This window comes from Pseudarthrobacter defluvii, from assembly GCF_030323865.1.
GTDB lineage: Bacteria > Actinomycetota > Actinomycetes > Actinomycetales > Micrococcaceae > Arthrobacter > Arthrobacter sedimenti.
In genome coordinates this window covers 135,938-153,686 of the sequence record NZ_CP066362.1, presented here as the reverse complement: position 1 = coordinate 153,686, position 17,749 = coordinate 135,938, and the positions used below count along the sequence as shown (strand labels likewise).

Here is a 17,749-nt window from a genome sequence, read left to right as displayed (position 1 = left end):
AAAAGGAGAGACTGTATGCGAACCATTGTGCGAACCACCCTTCTGGCCCTGCTGCTCCTTGCCGCCCCGGCCCTGCCGGCCGGCGCAGCCACTGCGTCGGCACCGGCAGCCACCGCCAGCCAGGCAGCCCCGGAACAGGTGGCCCCGGGATCAACAGGCGCTGCGTGGGCGGCAGCCACTTCTCCCACACCTTCTCCGGGGGATTCCGCGTCCACCGGCCCGGCCAACCCCGGGACCGGGGAGTCGGCCCAGAATGAGAACACGCGCCTTAACTACACCCCGTGGGTGATTGCCGGCGTGGCCGTCCTGGTGGTGATCGCCATCCTGATCTTCCGGCGCCGCCGCAACACCACGATCGTCGGCTAGGCGCCCTCAAGTACCTGGCTTGTAACCCAGGTCAAGTACTTGCCGGCGTTAGCCACCGCATCCTCCGGGCTGGATGCCACGTCCAGCAACTGGGCAGCCGCCTCCACGCCGTGCCCGGCGAGATCCTCAAGGGTCACCAGGATCCTGCCCGCCACCACGATGACAGGAATCCCGCGGTCCCGGGCCGCGTCGGCGAGCGCAATCGGCGCCTTGCCGGTGAGCGATTGCGAGTCCATGGATCCTTCGCCCGTAATCACCAGGTCCGCCTGGCCCAGTTGGTCCGCCAGTCCGGTGAGGCCGGCCACCAGCGCGAAGCCGCCTTCCAGCGTGGCGCTGGTGAAGGCAAGGAACGACGCCGGGAAGCCGCCGGCGGCGCCGGCGCCCGGTACGTTCACGTCCCGCCCCGTCGCCTCCCGCAGCACAGATGCCCAGTTGCGGAGCCCGGCGTCGAGCATTTCCACGGCGTCCCGGTCCGCACCTTTCTGGGGCCCAAAGACGTGCGCCGCGCCGGTGGGACCGTACAGCGGGTTGCGGACATCGACAGCGATGCGGAAAGTAGTGGCGGACAGCCGCGGGTCCAGCCCACTCGTGTCCAAGGCAACCACATCCGCCAGCGCGCCGCCGCCCAGTGGCACCACGTTTCCGGCGGAGTCGAGCGGCTTCAGGCCCAGGGCACGCAGGGCGCCGCTGCCGCCGTCGGTCATGGCCGAACCGCCCAAGCCCAGGACGATCTCGGTGGCTCCGGCGTCAAGCGCCGCCGCGATCAGCTGGCCGCAGCCGTAGCTGTGGGCGCGCAATGAGTTGGCCGGGGTTGGTTCCATGTCGGCCAGGCCGGACGCCTGCGCCGTCTCGATCACCGCGGTCACCTTGCCGGCGCCCTTGTGGATGGCCCAGGCAGCGCCGAGCGGGGCGAGGATGGGGCCAACTACCGCGTTCAGCCGCTCCTCATAGCCTGCCGCAACCGCCGCTTCCAGGGTGCCTTCCCCGCCGTCGGCAATGGGGAACTGGGTGGCGACGGCGTCCGGGTACACCCGCAGGGCCCCTTCGGCGATGGCTGCGGCTGCCTCGGCTGCCGTCAGGGACCCCTTGAACTTGTCCGGAGCGATAAGAATGCGCATGCCGTCCATCATGCCAGCACGCCGCGGGAAAGCGTTTGCCCAATCCGGGATGTGGACCTCAGCATTGCAGGGAATGGGAGACTCCCCTCCCCCGCGCGGCTCCCTTTAGGCCTCGCGCCAGTCGTGGCTGGTGATGTGCGAGCCCGCCTGCGGTCCCATCTGCAGCATGCCGCCGTCAACAACCCAGCCCGCGCCAGTGACATAGCTGGAGGCCGGCGAGGCAAGGAACGCGATGACGTTGGCGATCTCCCAGGCGTTCCCCGGCCGCCCCAGCGGCACCCCGGGCCGCTCCGCCGCCGTCGGGTCCTGGTCCTCCTGCCCGGTCATGGGGGTGGCAATCTCTCCGGGTGCCACCGTGTTGGCCGTGATGCCGTACTGGCCCAGCTCAAGGGCAAGTGTCTTCATGAGGCCGCCCAGGCCGTGCTTGGACGCGTCGTAGGCGGATGAGCCCACGCGCGGCTGGAACTCGTGCACGCTGGACACCGCCACGAGCCGTCCGCCCGTGCCCGCCTTGACCATGCGCCGCGCAGCGGCCTGCAGGCAGACGAAGGCGCCGTTGAGGTTCGTGTCCAGGATCTGCATCCAGTCGTCGATTTCCATGTCCAGGAACTTGGTGCTTGCCCCCGTCCCCGCGTTGTTGACGAAAACATCCAGCCCGCCCAGCTCCTCGGCAAGTTCGTCGATGACGCCTCCCGCGTCGCGCAGTTGACTGGTATCCAGCCGCCGGACCACAGCCTTGCGCCCCAGGCCCCGGATTTCCCCAGCAGTTTCCTCCGCCCCCTCCTTGTCCGAGTGCCAGGTGACGCCGACGTCCATCCCGGCGCGGGCCAGCGCCACGGCAGTGGCCTTGCCGATCCCGGAATCGGAGCCGGTGACGATGGCGGTGGTGGGGGCAAAGTGGCTGGTGTCCGGCATGGCGGGCCTTTCGTTTGCGTTGGGCTCGGTCGGTTGGGCTGGTCGTTGGGTCAGGCGGGGCGTTGGGTTAAGCGGGGCGGCGCAAGTCCGGCTGGCAGGACTCGCTGTCGGCTTCGGCAACGTCATCCCGGACCGCCGCCCCCGAATCATCAGCTGCTTCTGGGACGGCCATCAGCGGGACGGCGAAGGTCACCACGGGCCGGCCGTCGGAGTCGTCCGCGGACCTGATGGTCAGGCTCCTGGTGCCCGGCGGTACCGACGGGGTGAACACCTGCAGGTTGCGGGAACCCACGGTGGCCGATTCCTGCAGGGTGTATTCGGTTCCGAAGTGGTCCTGCAGGATGAGCCGCGGTTCAGGTGCGTCATCCGAGGGCAGATGGATGTTGACCACCAGGCCGGAAGCCCACACCTCCACGGAAAGGATGGTGAATTCGGTGGCGGAGGTGACGTGCCGTCCATAGGTGGGGGGCAGCAGCATCCGGCGCAGTGCGCCGGATGGAATGAGGTTGCTCATGATATGTCCTGTAGGTCTTGCGCCGGCGGTTGGCAGATGGCGCCGGAGGGTGATCCGGCGCCGTCAAGCGCTGGGGCGCGGGTGCGGCTCAGGCGTCTTCCCGGTTGGGATTTTCCAGCCGGAAGAAGTTCGATTGGGTGCCGTCGCTGCGCTGTTCCTGGTAGATGAAGTTGAGTTTCCGGGAGTCGAAGGTGTCGAACCATTCCTCCCAGCTGACGTGGCGGAGCTTGTCGTCCTTGCCACCGAAGTCGATCCGCAATACTCCGAGGTGGTCGCCGTGTTCCGTGCCCTCCACGGTGGCCGGCACGCCGTCGCGCTCCTCCGCCCACTGCTTGATGACTTCGTGGTGGGTGGTGGCCAGGCTGCGGCCTTCACGCTCTGGCTCATCCTCGGTTGGGGTTACTTCCTGCGAGTACTTCAGGGACTTTGCGGAGTCCGGTCCGCGGCGGATCTTCCCGCCCTCGGGGCCAGCCCCCAGGTCCTCGACGTCCCCGCTCCCACCCGCTTCGCGGTTCCTGCTGCCTTTGTCTTCTGCCACGCCCGCCTTCCTTTCGCTTCGGGCTAACTAGTAAGTCTACTTACCATGGAGCCTCCGGAGCGGACCCCCTGTCAAGGGGAGGGGAGGGTGCTTTGCGGACGGTTTGCGGAGCGGGGGGTAAAGCCTGCGTGACAGGCAGGGGAGGTACGGGGGCCGCTATCGGAGCGGGCGGACCACCGCGTAGTAGCCGGGCACCCGGTCCTGTCCCGGGACACCGGTTGCCGGGTTGGTTTCGATAGCCACGTGGCCATCCTCAAGGAGTTCCCAAGCCGACGCCGGGAAGGCACGTTCGCGCTCTTCGGGCCCGAAGTGCCCCGGCATGGGCAGTCCGCGGATGGCGAGTTCCAACGGCGCCGGAATGCCGCGGGTGGTGGCTCCGAGGTGGGACACGTACTCCACCGGGTTCCCCTGGAAATTCGTCTCGGCCATGAACACGGTGCCGCGAAGGCCGGCAAGATGCCACAGGTTTTCAACGAGTGCCGTCTGGTGCCCGGGGTCGAGGACGTGCAGTACGCCGCGGATGAAAACGTTCGCCCCGTCCTCGCCTGCGCCAATGGCCTGGGCCAGCGCTGCGCCTGCACCCTCCGCCGTCATGTCCCGTGCTTCAAATGCTGCGCTGCTGCCTGCAGACTCCGCGCGCGCCCTGGCAATGGCGTGCCGGGAGACATCAACACCAATGACCTTGGGAAAGATCCCGGCGAGCTCACGGGTAAAACCACCGTGGCCGCAGCCGGTGTCCACTACGGGAAGTGCAGGATCCAGGTAGCGCTGGAGGCTGTCCTTGTAGCCAAGGAACTCATGGTCGCTGCCGGAGTCCCACAGGACCTCCCCACCCGGGCCCGTGGCGGTGATACCGGCCCAGTAGGTGTCCCACGCCTTGTGCCGGTCCTTCGGGGCGTTCCGGGAGAGCCTGACGAGTTTGGGGATCATCAGGTACTTCTGCCAGGCCGAGGAAGATGAGTTTGTTGGGGACACGGCTCAAATATATGTTCCCCCGCCGGGAGCCGCGGCACGTTGGGCTACATTACGGCGCGCCCTGCCGTACGTGGCGTGGAGCCGGGACGGGAACGGAGTGGTGGAAGCAGCTTCCTCCCAGTAGACCTGCCCGGCGGCCATCCCCCTAGAATGTACTCAACTGGGAGGGAAGGGAGCACCGTGACGGCTGTGCCGAGTGACACCCGCCTGCCCCGCACCGCCGTCGTCGCCGATCCCGACGCCGGCCGGCTGGCCACCAACACCCAGGCACTGCGCGACGCCGGCTACAGCGTCTTCGAAGCGGCCGACGCCGCTGGCCTCGCCGCCCTGCTGCACACCACCGAACCCTCCGTCATCGTCGCCGACGCCGCCCTGTCCGCAGCATTGTCAAAAGTCCCGTCCACCGTCCCCGTCCTGGTGCTGGTGGACCTGGACAACCCGCAGGAGATCCGCGCCGCCAACGCGCCAGGCGTCCACGACTGCATCACCAAGCCGCCTGCCCCCAGGGAGCTGGTCCACCGGGCCTCCGTCCTGATCGAGCAGGTGTCCCGGCGCCGCGCCTCCCGGCAGGAGGCCGAAGGGCTGCGCGGGCAGCTGCGCGAGGTCTCGGCTGCAGTGCGCGCCACCAACGATCCCCAGGAGATCGCCAACCACGTCGTCACCGGATTCGGGCGGACCTTTAGGGCGGACCACGTAGTCCTGGCCACCTTCGAGGACCACCGGGTCCCCGTGATCACGGCCGCCTGGCACCGGCCCGGGCTGGCAGGGCTGCCCGCGGATGCCCTTCCCGGCGAGGACGAAGCCCGCGCCACGGCGGACGCGCTCTGGGCGGGGACCGAGACCCTCTCCGCCGAAGGGAACGAGGCCGAGCCCAAAACAGACGACAAGCCCGTGGCCGCCGTCGCCGGAGCCGCCTCCACCCTGGCAGTGCCCATCGGCGAAGGAAATTCCTCCCTGGGCATCATCTGGATCGCCATGATGGACCGGCCCCGCACTTGGTCCAGCGCCGAACTGGGGCTGATCCAGCACGTGGCCGGCAACGCCGCCTATGGCCTGATCCAAAGCCACCTGATCAGCAGCCAGCAGCAGGTGGTGAAGCAGCTGCGCGAACTCGACAAAGCCAAGACAGACTTCCTGGCCACCGTGAACCACGAGCTGCGCACGCCCCTGACCTCGATCATGGCGTACCTGGACATGATCCAGGAAAGCACTGAGCACCCCGTGTCCAGGGAGGTCCACCAGATGCTGGACATCGTGGTCCGCAACACCGAGCGGCTCCGGACGCTCATAGAGGACATGCTCAGCGTTTCGCGCGGCGGCCTGGACAACACGGAGATGCACCTGGCGCCGGTGCGCCTGGGCCACACCCTGGACCTGGTGGCCGCGGCGCTGCGGCCGTTGGCCACACTGCAAAACGTGACCATCGAGGTGGACCCGGTGCCGGAGGACCCGGAAATCCTTGCCGATGAGGTGCAGCTGCAGCAGGTGTTCACCAACCTGGTGTCCAACGCCATCAAGTTCACGCCCAAGGGCGGCCGGATCGAGGTGGGCAGCGAATCCCACGCCGCCGAGGACGGCTCCAAGTGGGCCACCGTCCGGATTTCCGACACCGGCATCGGCATCTCGAGTGACGAAATCAACCACGTCTTCACCAGGTTCTACCGCGCCTCCAACGCCATGAACGGTGCCATCCCGGGGACAGGGCTGGGCCTCGCCATCTCCAAGGACATCGTGGACCGCCACGGCGGGCAGATCGAAGTCGACTCCACCCTGGGCTCCGGGACCACGGTTACCGTCTGCCTCCCCCTTGGGACTGACCGCGTGCAGGCCAACTAGGCGCCGAAGGAGGACTGCCCATGTTTACCGACGACGACCCCCGGCTCTCCCAGCTGCTGGAAGGCATTGTCCGGCTTGCCTCCGGCGACCTCACCTCCCGCATCGAGGTATCACCGGCCCGGGATGAGCTGGATGCCATCATCATGGGCACCAACCTGCTGGCCGAGGACCTGCAGGTTATCTACGAAGAACTTGAACAGCGCGTCCAGGTCCGCACCCAGCTCCTGCACGAGGCACACCTTGAGATGCAAAAGATGGCCATGCAGGACCCGCTGACGGGCCTGGCCAACCGTTCGGCGCTGATCGAAGCCCTTCGCGCGGCCCTCGAGGCCCGCTCGGGGTCCGGGCGGGAAACGGGAGAAGAAGGTCCAGCCATCCTGCTGATGGACCTCGACGCCTTCAAATCGATCAACGACAGCATGGGGCACACGGCCGGGGACCAGGTACTGGTCACCGTGGGTGAAAGGCTCCGGAACGCCGTCAGGGTGTCCGACGTCGTTGCCCGGCTGGGCGGGGATGAGTTCGCCATCGTCATGCCGTCGGCGTCGGCGGACCAGGCCGCCGTCGTGGCGCACCGGATCCTGGCCTCGCTCAACGAACCCATCGAGCTGCCCGGCCGCAGCGTTCGTTGTGGTGCCAGCATCGGGCTCAGCGTGGGCAGCGAAGGCCGGACCCCGGAAGACATGCTGATGGAGGCCGACGTCGCCATGTACGCCTCCAAGGCCGAGGGGCAAAACAAGCTGCACAGGTTCGAGCCCGCGTTGCTGCTGATGCGGCGGCTCCGCAGCCAGTTGGTGGACGACCTGCGGGCCGCCATCAAAGACGACGCGCTGACGCTGCACTACCAGCCGGTGGTAGAGCTTGCCACCGGCCGGATTGAAGGCGTCGAGGCGCTGGTCCGGTGGAACCACCCCACCCGCGGCTTCATCATGCCTGACGAGTTCATTCCCCTTGCCGAGGAAGCCGGGCTGATCTCGGAACTGGGCCTGTGGGTGCTCCAGACCGCCGTGAAGCAGCTCCGGTGCTGGACCGACGCCGAACTGGTGGACAGTTCCTTCTCCGTGCGCATCAACATTTCCGCCACGGACCTGCAGAGCCTGCAGTTCATTGAGGACGTGCGGAACACCCTCCAGGAAACAGGGGTCAAGCCGGAGCAGGTGGTCCTGGAACTGACGGAAGTGGCCATCGTCAAAGGCAACGAGTTGGACCGGTATTCACTGGGTGGTCTCCGCGGCCTGGGCGTGGGCATCGAAATCGACGACTTCGGCACCGGCTACTCCTCCATCAGCTACCTCCGCCGCCTCCCGGTGGACCGGGTCAAGGTGGACAGGTCGCTGATCACCGGCCTTGAGAGCGACCCCAGCCAGCCGGCCCTGGTGGCAGCGGTGCTGCAGTTGGTCCGGGCATGCGGGCTGGAAGCGGTCTGGGAAGGCGTTGAGACGGCGGAGCAGGCGCAGATCCTGCGTGATCTGGGCTGCCGCAGCGCCCAAGGCTACTACTTCAGCCGCCCCGTCCCGCCGGAGCAAATACCGGAACTGCTTGCTGACCAGCAGGAAAGCGCTAACCAATAGCGCGAAACTACTGCGCTTTTGGAGCCGCCGTTATACGATCAGCGTGCGGTGTCCGGTTCTTCTTCGCCGCAGGTTTCAGGGTCTTTCAGCATCGTACTTTTATAAGGCGTTTGGAAATTTGAACATAATTGGGCCATCGGGTCATTACTTCGTCAACTGGGGGCGTTGCTAATGTCGGTTCGGGTACAGGCATGGGGAATTATCGCCGCTGTCCTGGCGGATACGGATCCTGCAGGAGCCGCCATCCGGCAGCGCTTGAGCACAAGCCTCGACGAGAATCCCGGCGTGCCCGAGCGGGCGTTGCTGGAGTACCTGCTCGAGACCCGGCAGAGCGATGCCAATACGGTCGAGACGTTGGAAACGGCCAGGGAGATGCGCCTTACGCCGCCCGCCCTGCCGCCACAGTTCGCTGAGCAGTTAGACGCCATCCGCAGCATGTCCCGGATCAGCGCCCTGCTCGAGAACAAGATGCTGATGACCGCTTTCCAGCCCATCTATGGGCTCGAAGGAAAAACCGTGGTGGGCGCGGAGGCGCTCTCCCGCTTCGTCAGCGACGACGGTGCCGCCGCTGAATTGTGGTTCGCCGAGGCAGCCGCCGTGGGCTTGGGGGCAAACCTTGAGTTTTCCGCGCTCGGGTCCGCTGCTGCGGCGGCGCGAAACCTGCCGGAAAACCTTTACGTTTCGTTGAACATTTCGCCCACTTCCTGCATGGACCCGCGGCTGCCGGAACTGTTCGACCACATCGAGCTTCCCATCGACCGGGTGGTGCTCGAATTGACCGCGGATATCCCGGAAGAGGAATACCTGCAGTTCATTTCCGCGATTAATCCGCTGCGTGAAAAGGGGCTCCGGGTCGCGGTCGACGACACCCACAGCGGCGCGGGGGCGCTCAGCCGCATGATCCATCTGCGGCCCGATTTCCTCAAGGTGGGCCGCAATGTCATCGCCGATGTGGACAAGGACGGGCTGCAGCACGCCCTCGCGTCCTGCCTGGTGGACTTCACCGCCCAGATCGGCGTGACCCTGGTGGCGGAAGGCATCGAGACCGTGGGCGAACTGAAGGCCCTCAGCGAACTTGGCATCAGCGCCGGCCAAGGCTACCTGTTGGGCCGGCCGTCCGTCCGGCCTGAGGACTGGGCCAAATGGAACACGCGCCTGGACATGGACGGCCTGGAGCGCCACCTGGCCGGCCCCAGCAAGCCGCGGAAAAGCCAGGGCAAGGCGACCTCCTAACGCTGGCCGTGGGCCAGCTGCCGGCAGACCGCAGGCCCGCCGGCAGCTGGACACCAGGCACTATTCGGAGTGGCCCTGGTCCCTGCTCATCTGGTCCTCGGCGGGCGGCGTCTCTCCGGGAGGTACTCCCCCGCCTGGTTCCAGGCCGGTGACATTGCCCTCTGCGGGGTCGGGGTTCGGCGAGCCGCCGGACTCTTTGCTGCGCTGCTCAGCGAGGTGGGGCTGGGCGGCGCCAACATCGTCCTTCCCTGGACGGTCGGGGTTCGCGGGGTCATTTTCCGGATGGTAAGTGCTCATGCTGCCTTTCCTTCCTCTCCGGCTGCGGTTCAATTCCCCAGCACTGGACTAATTGTAAGCATGCTGATAATTCTGGAGGAGAAGGGCCGGTACGCCGCTGGGGCGCCGGCACGCGATGTCGGAAGGAGCAGTCAGATGGGAATTGGCGACAGCATCGGCAAGGCAGCGGAGAACGCCATGGAGGACCTGGCCGGGACATCCAAGCCGACGGAAAAGACGGATGTTCCGAACCCGGCAGACCCCAATGACGACGTTGAAGTGCACTCGTCCCTAAGCGAAGGGTCAAACGCGATGGAGGCGGAGAAGCAGAAGGCCCCCGGCCTCAAAACAGGGGCAGCGCCGGCTCCGGTGTCCAACAGCCCGCTGGGCGGGGACGTCGACGGGACGGACAACGACAGGGCACACAGCGACATGGCACGGCACGACCGGAAGCAGAACGAGGAGATGGACGACGGCGGCCTGGCCGGCGATGCGACGGCGCCCACCGAAACGGACCGCGGCTAGTCCCTCGACAGGTTCAGTAAGCCGGGCGGGGTTCAGCCGGTCGGGTCGTTGGTCCCCGGCGCATCCCGCCACTGGCCGCGGGCCCGCAGCACGTCGCGGAGCAGGTCCGCCCGGTCCGTGACAATCCCGTCCACGCCAAGGTGGAGGAGCCGGCGCATTTCGGCCTCTTCATTGATGGTCCATACGTGCACCACCAGGTTCAGTTGATGGGCGCGCCGGATGAAGCCGGCAGTGACTACAGGTATCCGCCCATACCGGACGGGTACCTGTAGTGCGTGCACGTCACGGAGGACCCGGCCCATGAGCCGCCGGAACACCGGGCGTGGCAGTACCGGGCCCAGCAGCGTGAAGAGGGCGTTCGAGGCCACTCCGGCGGACGAAGCCACCGGTTGGCTGAGCAGCTTCAGTACCGCCCGCCGCCGGCGGTCCGAAAAACTGGTGACCAGCACCCGGTGGTGCACCTGGTTCCGCTCGATGGCGGCCGCGGTGCTGCGGACCGAGCCCCAGTCCTTGACGTCCAGGTTGAGCCGGGCACCGGGAAGCTCGGCGACCAATTCGTCGAAGGTGGGAATGGGCACGCGGCCGTTGATCCGGGCCTTTGCCACCTCCGCCGCGGGCAGTTCCGCCACCCGGCCGTTGCCGTCCGTCACCCGGTCCAGGGTTTCGTCGTGGAACAGCAGCAGCACGCCGTCGGACGTTGTGTGGACGTCCGTTTCAAGGTAGCGGAAGCCAAGTTCGACGCCGGCGCGGAACGCGGCCATCGAGTTTTCCAGCCCATCGGCGGAGAACCCGCGGTGGGCCATGGCGATGGGCAGCTGCCGCCCGGCGTCGTCCGGGTGCTCGAAGAAGGGCAGGGTCACACTGCGAGCGTACCCGAGGCGCGAGGCCTTCAGTCAGCGCTGCTGCAGTTCAGTCGGTGCACGGAAGGATGTCCACGCCGTCGCTGCAATGCAGCAGGGTGCGCCCGCGGCCGCCGTCGAGGTGGACCCAAACCGCCGTGTGGTCCGGCGTGATGGTGTCCACCACGCCGCTTGACTCAAAGCCGGGTGAAAAGAGGACCCGGACGCGGTCGCCTTGGCGCAGCTGCTTCCAGTGCGGGGCCGGTGTTGCTGCGCGGAGCGGCCCATCGGCTGCGTGCTGCTTGGTGCTTCTTGCCATCGTTACCCCCTTTGAGCCGGCGGAGGTGCCTGCTCTCCACGCTTCACGCTACGGCGGGAAGGTAAACGCCAGGTGAGCGCAGGCTGGGAAAACGGTGCCGCCGGAGCCGGCAGGGTAGTTTCAGGAAAACTGGACGCCCAGGGAAGCGAGCCGGGCCTCCAAAACCTGGGCCACGCCGTCGTCGTCAAAATGCGGCGCCTGCTGCCCTGCCGCGCGGATGGCCTCCGGGTGGCCGCTGGCCATCGCATAGCCGTGTCCGGCCCAGCGGAGCATCTCGATATCGTTGGGCATGTCCCCGAAAGCCACCACGTCGGCCGCCTCAATGCCCAGGGCGGACGCATACTCTGCCAGGGTGACAGCCTTGTTGACGCCGGGAAGGGACAGTTCCAGCATCGCGACGCCGGGCGAGGAGTGGGTGGCGGCGGCCAGGTGCCCGACGGCGGGAGCCACCTCGGCGAGGAAGTCGTCAGGCGTGCCGTCGCGGACGATGGCGAGGAATTTCACCACGGAGTCGTCGCGGGTGAGCGTGTCCTTCAGCGGCGCGGGGGTGAATTCGGCGAGCAACTCGCTGGATTCGTTCTCGATGAAGCCCGGTTCCAGGTGGAAGCCGGTGAGCGTCTCCGCGGCGAACAGCGCCGCCGGGCGAAGTTCTTTGATAATGCTCCGCACTTCCATGACGGTGTTGATGGCCAGGGCGCGGGCAGAGACCAAGCGGTCCGCCTCGAGATCCCACACCACCGCGCCGTTGGAGCAGATCACGCGACCAGTGTGGCCCAGCTGCTCTTCGAGGGGGTGCAGCCACCGGGGTGGGCGGCCGGTGACAAAGACGAGTTCGACGCCGGCGTCCCGGCAGGCGTGGAAGGCGCGGACGGTGCGGGGGCTGATTTTGCCGTCGTGCCCGAGGATCGTTCCGTCGATATCGCTTGCTACCAGCCGCATCCTGCAAGTCTACGTGGGCGTTGGGCAGCTGGCGTTCGCTGGAAGGCGGCAGGCCGCCGTCGTACCTGCTGGGGAAGAACTCCCGCGCCTGCTGGACGCGGATCTGCCCTTTCCATCAGCGGATGATCGCAGCCGATTCCACGGAATATAGCCGGGCGTAATTCAGGCACATGCTCAGCCCTTCATCGGCGGGTACCCGGTTGCCGGTGAGGACTAACGGGTCGCCAGCGGTAATCCGGGGGCCGGCGGGCAGGACGAGTGTCCCGCCGCTGAGGCTGGTTCCTGCGGGGAAGATCAGCGTGTAATCGTCCCCGCCCTCCGCCTGCAGGATGACGCACCCTGCCCCGTCCCTGTCCAGCGTGCCTTTGAGCTCCGCCGCAGGTCCGGGAGCGGATGCCTGGCCGGTATTGACCACCGCCTTCAGTCCGCCCGTTCCCTGCAGCACAGTGGCGGTAAGCGCTGGGGAGGCTGGCACCAGCCGGAAGGCGTAGCGGCCGTTGGCGCCGTCCGCAGGGCTCATGAGGAACTCCACTCCCAGGATGGAAAGCGTCACCTGGGCTTTGAAGACGGCACCGTCGCAGGGGACCTGGACGGGCACGAGGACCTCGCCGCCGGCCTGGGTGGCGAGCGACAGCTCCGTCTCCGTTGGACCCTGGCAGGTGAAGTGAACGTCGTAATGGCCGGGTTTTGCCGCCGCAAAGCCGTAACTGACTGTGGTGCTTGACATGGTGGCCCCGGCGAACTGGCCTGGCAGCTCGAGCTGTAGCTGCCGGCGCGACCATTCCTGCATGGCCTGCACCTCTGCCGGGCGCGGATCCTCCGCGTGGCCGGTGGCCACCTCCTGAGGTGCCGTTGCCGCCGTGGCTGACGGCTTCGCCGGTTGCCCCTCCGGCGGCCCGCTGTACTCGCAGCCCGTGAGCGCGGCGAGCATCACTGCCGGAACGAACCAAAACCTCAAGAACCGCATCGTTTCCCCCCCAGAGCCGACGGTGCTCCCAGCCTAGCCCCTCGGCGCCCCAGCCTTGAGGAGTGTCCGTTGTCAGCCTCCGGGGCTACACTGAAACTATCGAACATATTTTCGAATAAAGGTGTGTTGTGGGCGTTGTTATCGGTCCCCGCGTGATAGATGCGGGTGCCTCGTTGTTCTCGGTGCTGATCTCGCCGGTGGCGGTGGCGGCCGGGTTTCCGTCGCCCGCACAGGACTACTTCGACGGCAGGATCGACCTGAATGCGCACCTGATCAAGGACATCACCAGCACCTTCGTGGTCCGGGTGACCGGGGACTCCATGGAGGGAGCGGGCATCAGCGACGGTGACGAACTGATCGTGAACCGCGCCCTGGAACCCAGGGACGGATCCGTGGTGATCGCGGTGCTGGACGGGGAACTGACGGTCAAGCGCCTCCGCATCACCCGCACCGGAGTGGTGCTCCAGGCGGAGAACCCCAAGTACCAGGACATCCACGTCCCCGCCCTGTCCGAGCTGACCATCTGGGGTGTTGCAACCAGGTGCCTGCACCATGTCTGAGCTGCGCAAGGGGTGAGAATTGCCGTGGCCAAGCCTGCCGTCATGCCGCAGATGCCGCAGATCGCGCACGTGGACGTCAACTGTTTTTATGCCTCAGCCGAGCGCGCGTTCGACCCCTCCCTTGAAGGGCGCCCGCTGGTGGTGCTGTCCAACAACGACGGCTGCGCGGTAACCCGTTCCCCCGAGGCGAAAGCCCTGGGCATAAACACCGGTGAACCCTGGTTCAAGCTCGCGCCGCGGGCCAAGGAATGGGGCCTGGTGGCAAAGTCCAGCAACTACGAGCTGTATGGGGACATCAGCGCCCGTGTGATGGAGCTGTTGGGCAGGTACTCGGCCTGGCTGGAGGTTTACAGCATCGACGAGGCGTTCCTGGGCGTCAAGGGCGCCCCGGATGAGCTGCTGTCCCTTGGCCGGAGGATAAAAGAGGCAGTCCGGCGGAACGTGGGGGTTCCCGTTTGTGTGGGCATTGCGCCCACCAAGACCCTGGCAAAACTCTGCAATAAATGGGCCAAGAACAATCCCGCTTTTGGCGGGGTCTGCCTGTGGGAGTCGGTTCCGGCTGACGTGCGGGAGGGTTTGATGGGCCGTTTGCCGGTGGATGAGGTCTGGGGCATCGCCGGGCGGCTCAGCAAGCGGTTGAACGTTTTGGGGATTTTCACCGTCCTGGACCTGATCCGGGCGGATCCCGTGATGATCCGGGACAAATTCTCCGTGGTGCTGATGCGCACCGTCCTGGAACTGCGCGGCACACCGTGCATCCCCATGGAGGAGGAACGGATTGGACGCGACCAGTTGATCTTCTCCCGCTCCTTCGCCACGCCTGTAGCCACTGCCGCCGGCCTCCGTGAGGTCCTCAGCATCTACGGTCAGCAGGCGAGTGCCAGGCTCTCAAAGCACGGGCTGCAGGCGAAGGTCCTGACGGCGTTCGCTGCCACTTCCCCATTCAGGGTCAACGAACAGGCTTATCCCTCTGTGTGCGTCTCGTTGCCCATGCCCACGGCGGATCCGCTGCTGCTCACCAAGGCCGCGCACGCCCTGTTGCCCCACATCCGCGAAGGGCTGAAGTATGCCAAGGCGGGTCTTATGCTCACAGACCTGCGGCCTACGGGAAACCAGCCGCCGCTGGAGCCGTTCGAAAACCGGCATGAGGAACGCGGCATCGGGCCCCTGCTTGAGGACGTGGGCCGTCGCTTCGGGCGGGGCTCCATCGGGTTGGGGCATGCGGGCATCAGGTCCGGATTGGACTGGACCATGAAACGGGACATGCGCTCGCCCCGGTACACCACGCACTGGGACGAACTCCCCCTGGTCAAAGCGGCCTGAAACGGAGCAGGTCCCGCCGCCGGCGCATTGCCGGCGGCGGGACCTCGTTACTGCCTGGGCGGTTTTGTCTGGACGTTTCCTGCCTAGACGCGCCGCCGGGCCGTGACGAAGTGGAAGATCAGGACGACTACTGCGACGACCAAAAGAATGTGGATAAGGCCGCCACCGATGTTTGCGAGCAGTCCGAGAAGCCACAGAACGGCGATGATAATGGCGATCCAAAGCAACATGAGAGTCTCCTTGACTAGTTTTTCAAAATCCCCATGCCGGGCACGTACCCACCAAAACGGCAGGTGAATCAACGCAGGTCAATCAGGAAAAGCCGTTGCTGACCGCAGTCGCTGCCGGGGCCTGCTGTATTGGCCCCGAATCAAGACGTCCCGCGTCGAATTTTGACGCCCCGCTACGCCGCATTGAGGGTTCGCGTCGCCCCGTGAACGCCTGCTACGGCAGTGATTGTGGGGCCGCTGGGTGCTCCGTAACCTCGTCTCAGCATCCGCCCCAGCAAAGGACTTCACCATGGCAAACTCGCAGGACAACAGTCCCCGGAACCAGCAAGGTTCCACCCGGATCGTCGCCGGCCAGGCGGCCGAGCCCAAGCGCCAGCTTGGGCTGAAGATCGGCATCGCGGCCGCCGCCCTGGCGCTCATCGGCGGCGGTGCCGCGGTCGCCTCCGCCGTCAACAACGCCGCCCCGGTCGCATCACAGGAGACTGCTCCTTCCGGCAACCCCGCTGCGGAGCTGAAGCTCGGCTACTTCGGCAACGTCACGCACGCGCCTGCCCTGGTGGGCGTCAGCAAGGGCTTCATCGCCGATGAACTCGGCAGCACCAAACTCAGCACCCAGGTCTTCAACGCCGGCCCTGCAGCCATCGAGGCGCTGAATGCCGGCGCCATCGACGCCACCTACATCGGACCCAACCCGGCCATCAACTCGTTCGTCAAAAGCCAGGGACAATCCGTGAACATCATTGCCGGGGCTGCTGCCGGCGGCGCTCAGCTGGTGGTCAAGCCGGGCATCAGCTCCGCTGCCGACCTGAAGGGCAAGACCCTGGCTTCACCGCAGCTAGGCGGCACGCAGGACGTGGCCCTCCGTGCCTGGCTTTCAAGCCAGGGTTACAAGACGAACGTGGACGGCAGCGGTGACGTCGCCATCAACCCGACGGAGAATGCCCAGACCCTCAAGCTGTTCCAGGACGGAAAGCTCGATGGCGCGTGGTTGCCTGAGCCGTGGGCATCACGTTTGGTGCTGACCGCCGGAGCCAAGGTGCTGGTGGATGAGAAGGACCTGTGGGACGGCTCGCTGTCCGGCAAGCCGGGGGAGTTCCCCACCACCATCCTGATCGTGAACCAAAAGTTCGCCGCCGACCACCCGGACACCGTCAAGGCGCTGCTGAAGGGCCACGTGAAGTCCGTTGAGTGGCTTAGCTCTGCATCCGCTGGAGAGAAGGCCACCGTCATCAACGCCGCACTGAAGGAAGCCGCCGGCGCGGAGCTCAAGCCCGACGTCATCGACCGCTCGCTGAAGAACATCGTGTTCACCGTGGACCCGCTGGCCGATACCTACGGGAAACTCCTGGCCGACGGCGTGACTGCCGGCACCACCAAGCAGGCCGACATCAGCGGCATCTTCGACCTGCGCGCGCTCAACGGCGTCTCGAACGAGAAGACGTCAGCTGCAGGGCTCGGAAAGGAGTAGCCCCACCCACATCGATTGCTCCGTAAATGTCCTTTTGAGCGTCCAAAACGGCATCTACGGAGCAATCGATTTCTCATGGGAGCCTTTTTGCGGAAATCCTTCGTATTTCCTGAGCCCGGAGTGGGAAGCCCGCCACTAGGCTGAGGGGGTTGCCCTGCGGCGGGCGGCCAAGGATTGGGGGACGCCGGTGCACGGTTTTGGGACAAACAGGGATTCGTTGCCGGATAAGTCAGGCGGCTTTCTCCCGCCGAACGTCCGGCGTTCTGCCAGCGGACGGGTCCCGCAGTGGGCCATCGATGAGGCTTTGGGAAAGGCCGAGCCGCCGGCGCCTTGGCGCACTCCTGAACCTTCCCCGCCTGACCTGCGGAAGTTCGGGCGCCGGCCCCGGAAGCAACAGCGCCGGCCCAAGCGGTCGGTGCAGTTCCGGACCATGCTGGGGATCGCCGTCGTGGTCTGCCTGTACTTCACGCCGACGTTCTTTGACCGCGCGGTCCTCCCAGTCACTGCCCCGTACCTGCCCGGCGCCAAGGTGCCGCCGCCAGGCGTGGAGGCCGCCCCGTCACCCTTGGGCAAGCCGCCGGCCAGCACCGGTTCAACGGCATTCGTGCTGCAGGAATCGCCCAAGGCGGGACAGACATTAGTGGCGTACGATCCGTGCCGCCCCGTGCATTACGTTGTTCGGCCGGACAATGCCTTGCCGGGTGGGGATGGGCTGATCAACGAAGCGGTGGCAGCCGTTTCCCGCGCCTCCGGCCTGCAGTTTGTCTACGACGGAACCACTACGGAAGCGCCGGCAGATCAACGTCAAGCTTTCCAGCCTGAGCGCTACGGGAAGCGCTGGGCACCGGTGCTGATCGCTTGGTCGTCGCCCGCGGAAACCCCTGAACTCGCCGGCAACGTCGCAGGCCTCGGCGGTAGCGGCTATGCAACAGCCCCTGGACAACCGCTGGTCCTCGCCGCCGGCCAGATCAGCCTGGACGCCCCCGACCTCGCCGGCATCATGGCCAGCAGGCCGGATGGCGCCGCGGAAGTGCGGGCCATCATCATGCACGAGCTCGGGCACGTGCTGGGCCTGGCCCACGCGAACGATCCAAGCCAGCTCATGTATGCCGAGAACAAGGGCGTGCAGGACTTCGCAGCCGGCGACCGCGCAGGGCTTGCACTGCTGGGAGCGGGACCCTGCGTGCCGCAGCTCTAGGAGGACTGCTGCCCGCGGAGGAACCCCATCGACTGCTCC

The 17,749-nt window shown here is 66.5% G+C and carries 20 protein-coding genes; 9 read left to right on the top strand and 11 right to left on the bottom strand.

Annotation, left to right across the window (positions count from 1 at the left end):
• Window positions 1-15: 15 nt before the first annotated feature.
• A complete protein-coding gene (locus JCQ34_RS00765; protein ID WP_286400856.1) occupies window positions 16-366 on the top strand; it encodes a LuxR family transcriptional regulator in 351 nt (116 codons plus the stop codon).
• On the opposite strand, the gene JCQ34_RS00760 is transcribed toward JCQ34_RS00765, so the two are convergent.
• The 5 genes from JCQ34_RS00760 to JCQ34_RS00740 form a co-directional block, all read right to left on the bottom strand.
• On the bottom strand, window positions 363-1,484 hold the full coding sequence (locus JCQ34_RS00760) for a glycerate kinase (RefSeq protein ID WP_286400854.1): 1,122 nt from the start codon (window positions 1,482-1,484) through the stop codon (window positions 363-365). The two genes, JCQ34_RS00765 and JCQ34_RS00760, sit on opposite strands and share 4 nt — an antisense overlap.
• 105 nt (window positions 1,485-1,589) lie before the next feature.
• Complete coding sequence (locus JCQ34_RS00755) at window positions 1,590-2,399, bottom strand: SDR family oxidoreductase (RefSeq protein WP_286400852.1); 810 nt, start codon at window positions 2,397-2,399, stop codon at window positions 1,590-1,592.
• A gap of 67 nt (window positions 2,400-2,466) precedes the next feature.
• Complete coding sequence (locus JCQ34_RS00750) at window positions 2,467-2,913, bottom strand: hypothetical protein (RefSeq protein ID WP_286400851.1); 447 nt, start codon at window positions 2,911-2,913, stop codon at window positions 2,467-2,469.
• Between the two features lie 88 nt (window positions 2,914-3,001).
• A complete protein-coding gene (locus JCQ34_RS00745; protein WP_286400850.1) occupies window positions 3,002-3,451 on the bottom strand; it encodes a hypothetical protein in 450 nt (149 codons plus the stop codon).
• A gap of 156 nt (window positions 3,452-3,607) precedes the next feature.
• Window positions 3,608-4,381, bottom strand: a complete 774-nt coding sequence (locus JCQ34_RS00740; protein WP_286400848.1) for a class I SAM-dependent methyltransferase — start codon at window positions 4,379-4,381, stop codon at window positions 3,608-3,610.
• Window positions 4,382-4,606: 225 nt separating this feature from the next.
• Between JCQ34_RS00740 and JCQ34_RS00735 the strand changes: the two genes are divergently transcribed.
• From JCQ34_RS00735 to JCQ34_RS00725, 3 genes are all read left to right on the top strand, one after another.
• Entirely contained in the window at window positions 4,607-6,262 is a 1,656-nt protein-coding gene (locus JCQ34_RS00735; RefSeq protein WP_286400846.1) for an ATP-binding protein, read from the top strand.
• Window positions 6,263-6,282: 20 nt separating this feature from the next.
• Complete coding sequence (locus tag JCQ34_RS00730) at window positions 6,283-7,833, top strand: putative bifunctional diguanylate cyclase/phosphodiesterase (RefSeq protein WP_286400844.1); 1,551 nt, start codon at window positions 6,283-6,285, stop codon at window positions 7,831-7,833.
• A 171-nt stretch (window positions 7,834-8,004) separates the two neighbouring features.
• Window positions 8,005-9,066: an EAL domain-containing protein gene (locus JCQ34_RS00725; RefSeq protein ID WP_286400842.1), complete on the top strand. Its 1,062-nt coding sequence runs from the start codon at window positions 8,005-8,007 to the stop codon at window positions 9,064-9,066.
• 60 nt (window positions 9,067-9,126) lie between these two features.
• Here the strand turns inward: JCQ34_RS00725 and JCQ34_RS00720 are convergent, their stop codons facing one another.
• Window positions 9,127-9,363 (bottom strand): DUF6480 family protein, encoded by a 237-nt coding sequence (locus JCQ34_RS00720; RefSeq protein WP_236800509.1) that lies wholly within the window; start codon window positions 9,361-9,363, stop codon window positions 9,127-9,129.
• A gap of 135 nt (window positions 9,364-9,498) precedes the next feature.
• Between JCQ34_RS00720 and JCQ34_RS00715 the strand changes: the two genes are divergently transcribed.
• Window positions 9,499-9,867 carry a hypothetical protein gene (locus JCQ34_RS00715; protein WP_286400839.1) on the top strand — a complete coding sequence of 123 codons (369 nt, stop codon included), beginning with the start codon at window positions 9,499-9,501 and terminating at the stop codon, window positions 9,865-9,867.
• Window positions 9,868-9,899: 32 nt separating this feature from the next.
• On the opposite strand, the gene JCQ34_RS00710 is transcribed toward JCQ34_RS00715, so the two are convergent.
• From JCQ34_RS00710 to JCQ34_RS00695, 4 genes are all read right to left on the bottom strand, one after another.
• Window positions 9,900-10,727, bottom strand: coding sequence for a glycerophosphodiester phosphodiesterase (locus JCQ34_RS00710; RefSeq protein ID WP_286400837.1), 828 nt, complete (start codon window positions 10,725-10,727; stop codon window positions 9,900-9,902).
• Between the two features lie 49 nt (window positions 10,728-10,776).
• Window positions 10,777-11,025, bottom strand: coding sequence for a hypothetical protein (locus JCQ34_RS00705; protein ID WP_286400836.1), 249 nt, complete (start codon window positions 11,023-11,025; stop codon window positions 10,777-10,779).
• Between the two features lie 120 nt (window positions 11,026-11,145).
• Window positions 11,146-11,964, bottom strand: coding sequence for an HAD family hydrolase (locus JCQ34_RS00700; protein WP_286400835.1), 819 nt, complete (start codon window positions 11,962-11,964; stop codon window positions 11,146-11,148).
• Between the two features lie 115 nt (window positions 11,965-12,079).
• Window positions 12,080-12,922 carry a hypothetical protein gene (locus JCQ34_RS00695; protein WP_286400834.1) on the bottom strand — a complete coding sequence of 281 codons (843 nt, stop codon included), beginning with the start codon at window positions 12,920-12,922 and terminating at the stop codon, window positions 12,080-12,082.
• Window positions 12,923-13,059: 137 nt separating this feature from the next.
• Here JCQ34_RS00695 and JCQ34_RS00690 point away from each other — a divergent pair, with 137 nt between their 5' ends.
• The gene (locus JCQ34_RS00690; RefSeq protein ID WP_286400832.1) at window positions 13,060-13,491 is read left to right on the top strand and encodes a LexA family protein; all 432 of its coding nucleotides are present in this window, start codon (window positions 13,060-13,062) and stop codon (window positions 13,489-13,491) included.
• A gap of 42 nt (window positions 13,492-13,533) precedes the next feature.
• Window positions 13,534-14,814, top strand: a complete 1,281-nt coding sequence (locus tag JCQ34_RS00685) for a Y-family DNA polymerase (protein WP_286404713.1) — start codon at window positions 13,534-13,536, stop codon at window positions 14,812-14,814.
• Window positions 14,815-14,897: 83 nt separating this feature from the next.
• On the opposite strand, the gene JCQ34_RS00680 is transcribed toward JCQ34_RS00685, so the two are convergent.
• The gene (locus JCQ34_RS00680; protein ID WP_142131759.1) at window positions 14,898-15,044 is read right to left on the bottom strand and encodes a lmo0937 family membrane protein; all 147 of its coding nucleotides are present in this window, start codon (window positions 15,042-15,044) and stop codon (window positions 14,898-14,900) included.
• A 289-nt stretch (window positions 15,045-15,333) separates the two neighbouring features.
• On the opposite strand from JCQ34_RS00680, the gene JCQ34_RS00675 reads away from it, so the two are divergent.
• Both JCQ34_RS00675 and JCQ34_RS00670 read left to right on the top strand, forming a co-directional pair.
• Window positions 15,334-16,512: an ABC transporter substrate-binding protein gene (locus tag JCQ34_RS00675; protein ID WP_286400831.1), complete on the top strand. Its 1,179-nt coding sequence runs from the start codon at window positions 15,334-15,336 to the stop codon at window positions 16,510-16,512.
• 415 nt (window positions 16,513-16,927) lie between these two features.
• The gene (locus tag JCQ34_RS00670) at window positions 16,928-17,710 is read left to right on the top strand and encodes a matrixin family metalloprotease (RefSeq protein ID WP_286400830.1); all 783 of its coding nucleotides are present in this window, start codon (window positions 16,928-16,930) and stop codon (window positions 17,708-17,710) included.
• Window positions 17,711-17,749: the final 39 nt, after the last annotated feature.

What these genes read in the sequence shown, in the direction of transcription:
- JCQ34_RS00765 (WP_286400856.1), top strand. Translation starts at nt 16, where the DNA reads ATGCGAACCATTGTGCGAACCACCCTTCTGGCCCTGCTGCTCCTTGCC.
- JCQ34_RS00760 (WP_286400854.1), bottom strand. Translation starts at nt 1,484, where the DNA reads ATGCGCATTCTTATCGCTCCGGACAAGTTCAAGGGGTCCCTGACGGCA.
- JCQ34_RS00755 (WP_286400852.1), bottom strand. Translation starts at nt 2,399, where the DNA reads ATGCCGGACACCAGCCACTTTGCCCCCACCACCGCCATCGTCACCGGC.
- JCQ34_RS00750 (WP_286400851.1), bottom strand. Translation starts at nt 2,913, where the DNA reads ATGAGCAACCTCATTCCATCCGGCGCACTGCGCCGGATGCTGCTGCCC.
- JCQ34_RS00740 (WP_286400848.1), bottom strand. Translation starts at nt 4,381, where the DNA reads ATGATCCCCAAACTCGTCAGGCTCTCCCGGAACGCCCCGAAGGACCGG.
- JCQ34_RS00730 (WP_286400844.1), top strand. Translation starts at nt 6,283, where the DNA reads ATGTTTACCGACGACGACCCCCGGCTCTCCCAGCTGCTGGAAGGCATT.
- JCQ34_RS00725 (WP_286400842.1), top strand. Translation starts at nt 8,005, where the DNA reads ATGTCGGTTCGGGTACAGGCATGGGGAATTATCGCCGCTGTCCTGGCG.
- JCQ34_RS00720 (WP_236800509.1), bottom strand. Translation starts at nt 9,363, where the DNA reads ATGAGCACTTACCATCCGGAAAATGACCCCGCGAACCCCGACCGTCCA.
- JCQ34_RS00715 (WP_286400839.1), top strand. Translation starts at nt 9,499, where the DNA reads ATGGGAATTGGCGACAGCATCGGCAAGGCAGCGGAGAACGCCATGGAG.
- JCQ34_RS00705 (WP_286400836.1), bottom strand. Translation starts at nt 11,025, where the DNA reads ATGGCAAGAAGCACCAAGCAGCACGCAGCCGATGGGCCGCTCCGCGCA.
- JCQ34_RS00700 (WP_286400835.1), bottom strand. Translation starts at nt 11,964, where the DNA reads ATGCGGCTGGTAGCAAGCGATATCGACGGAACGATCCTCGGGCACGAC.
- JCQ34_RS00685 (WP_286404713.1), top strand. Translation starts at nt 13,534, where the DNA reads ATGCCGCAGATGCCGCAGATCGCGCACGTGGACGTCAACTGTTTTTAT.
- JCQ34_RS00680 (WP_142131759.1), bottom strand. Translation starts at nt 15,044, where the DNA reads ATGTTGCTTTGGATCGCCATTATCATCGCCGTTCTGTGGCTTCTCGGA.
- JCQ34_RS00675 (WP_286400831.1), top strand. Translation starts at nt 15,334, where the DNA reads ATGGCAAACTCGCAGGACAACAGTCCCCGGAACCAGCAAGGTTCCACC.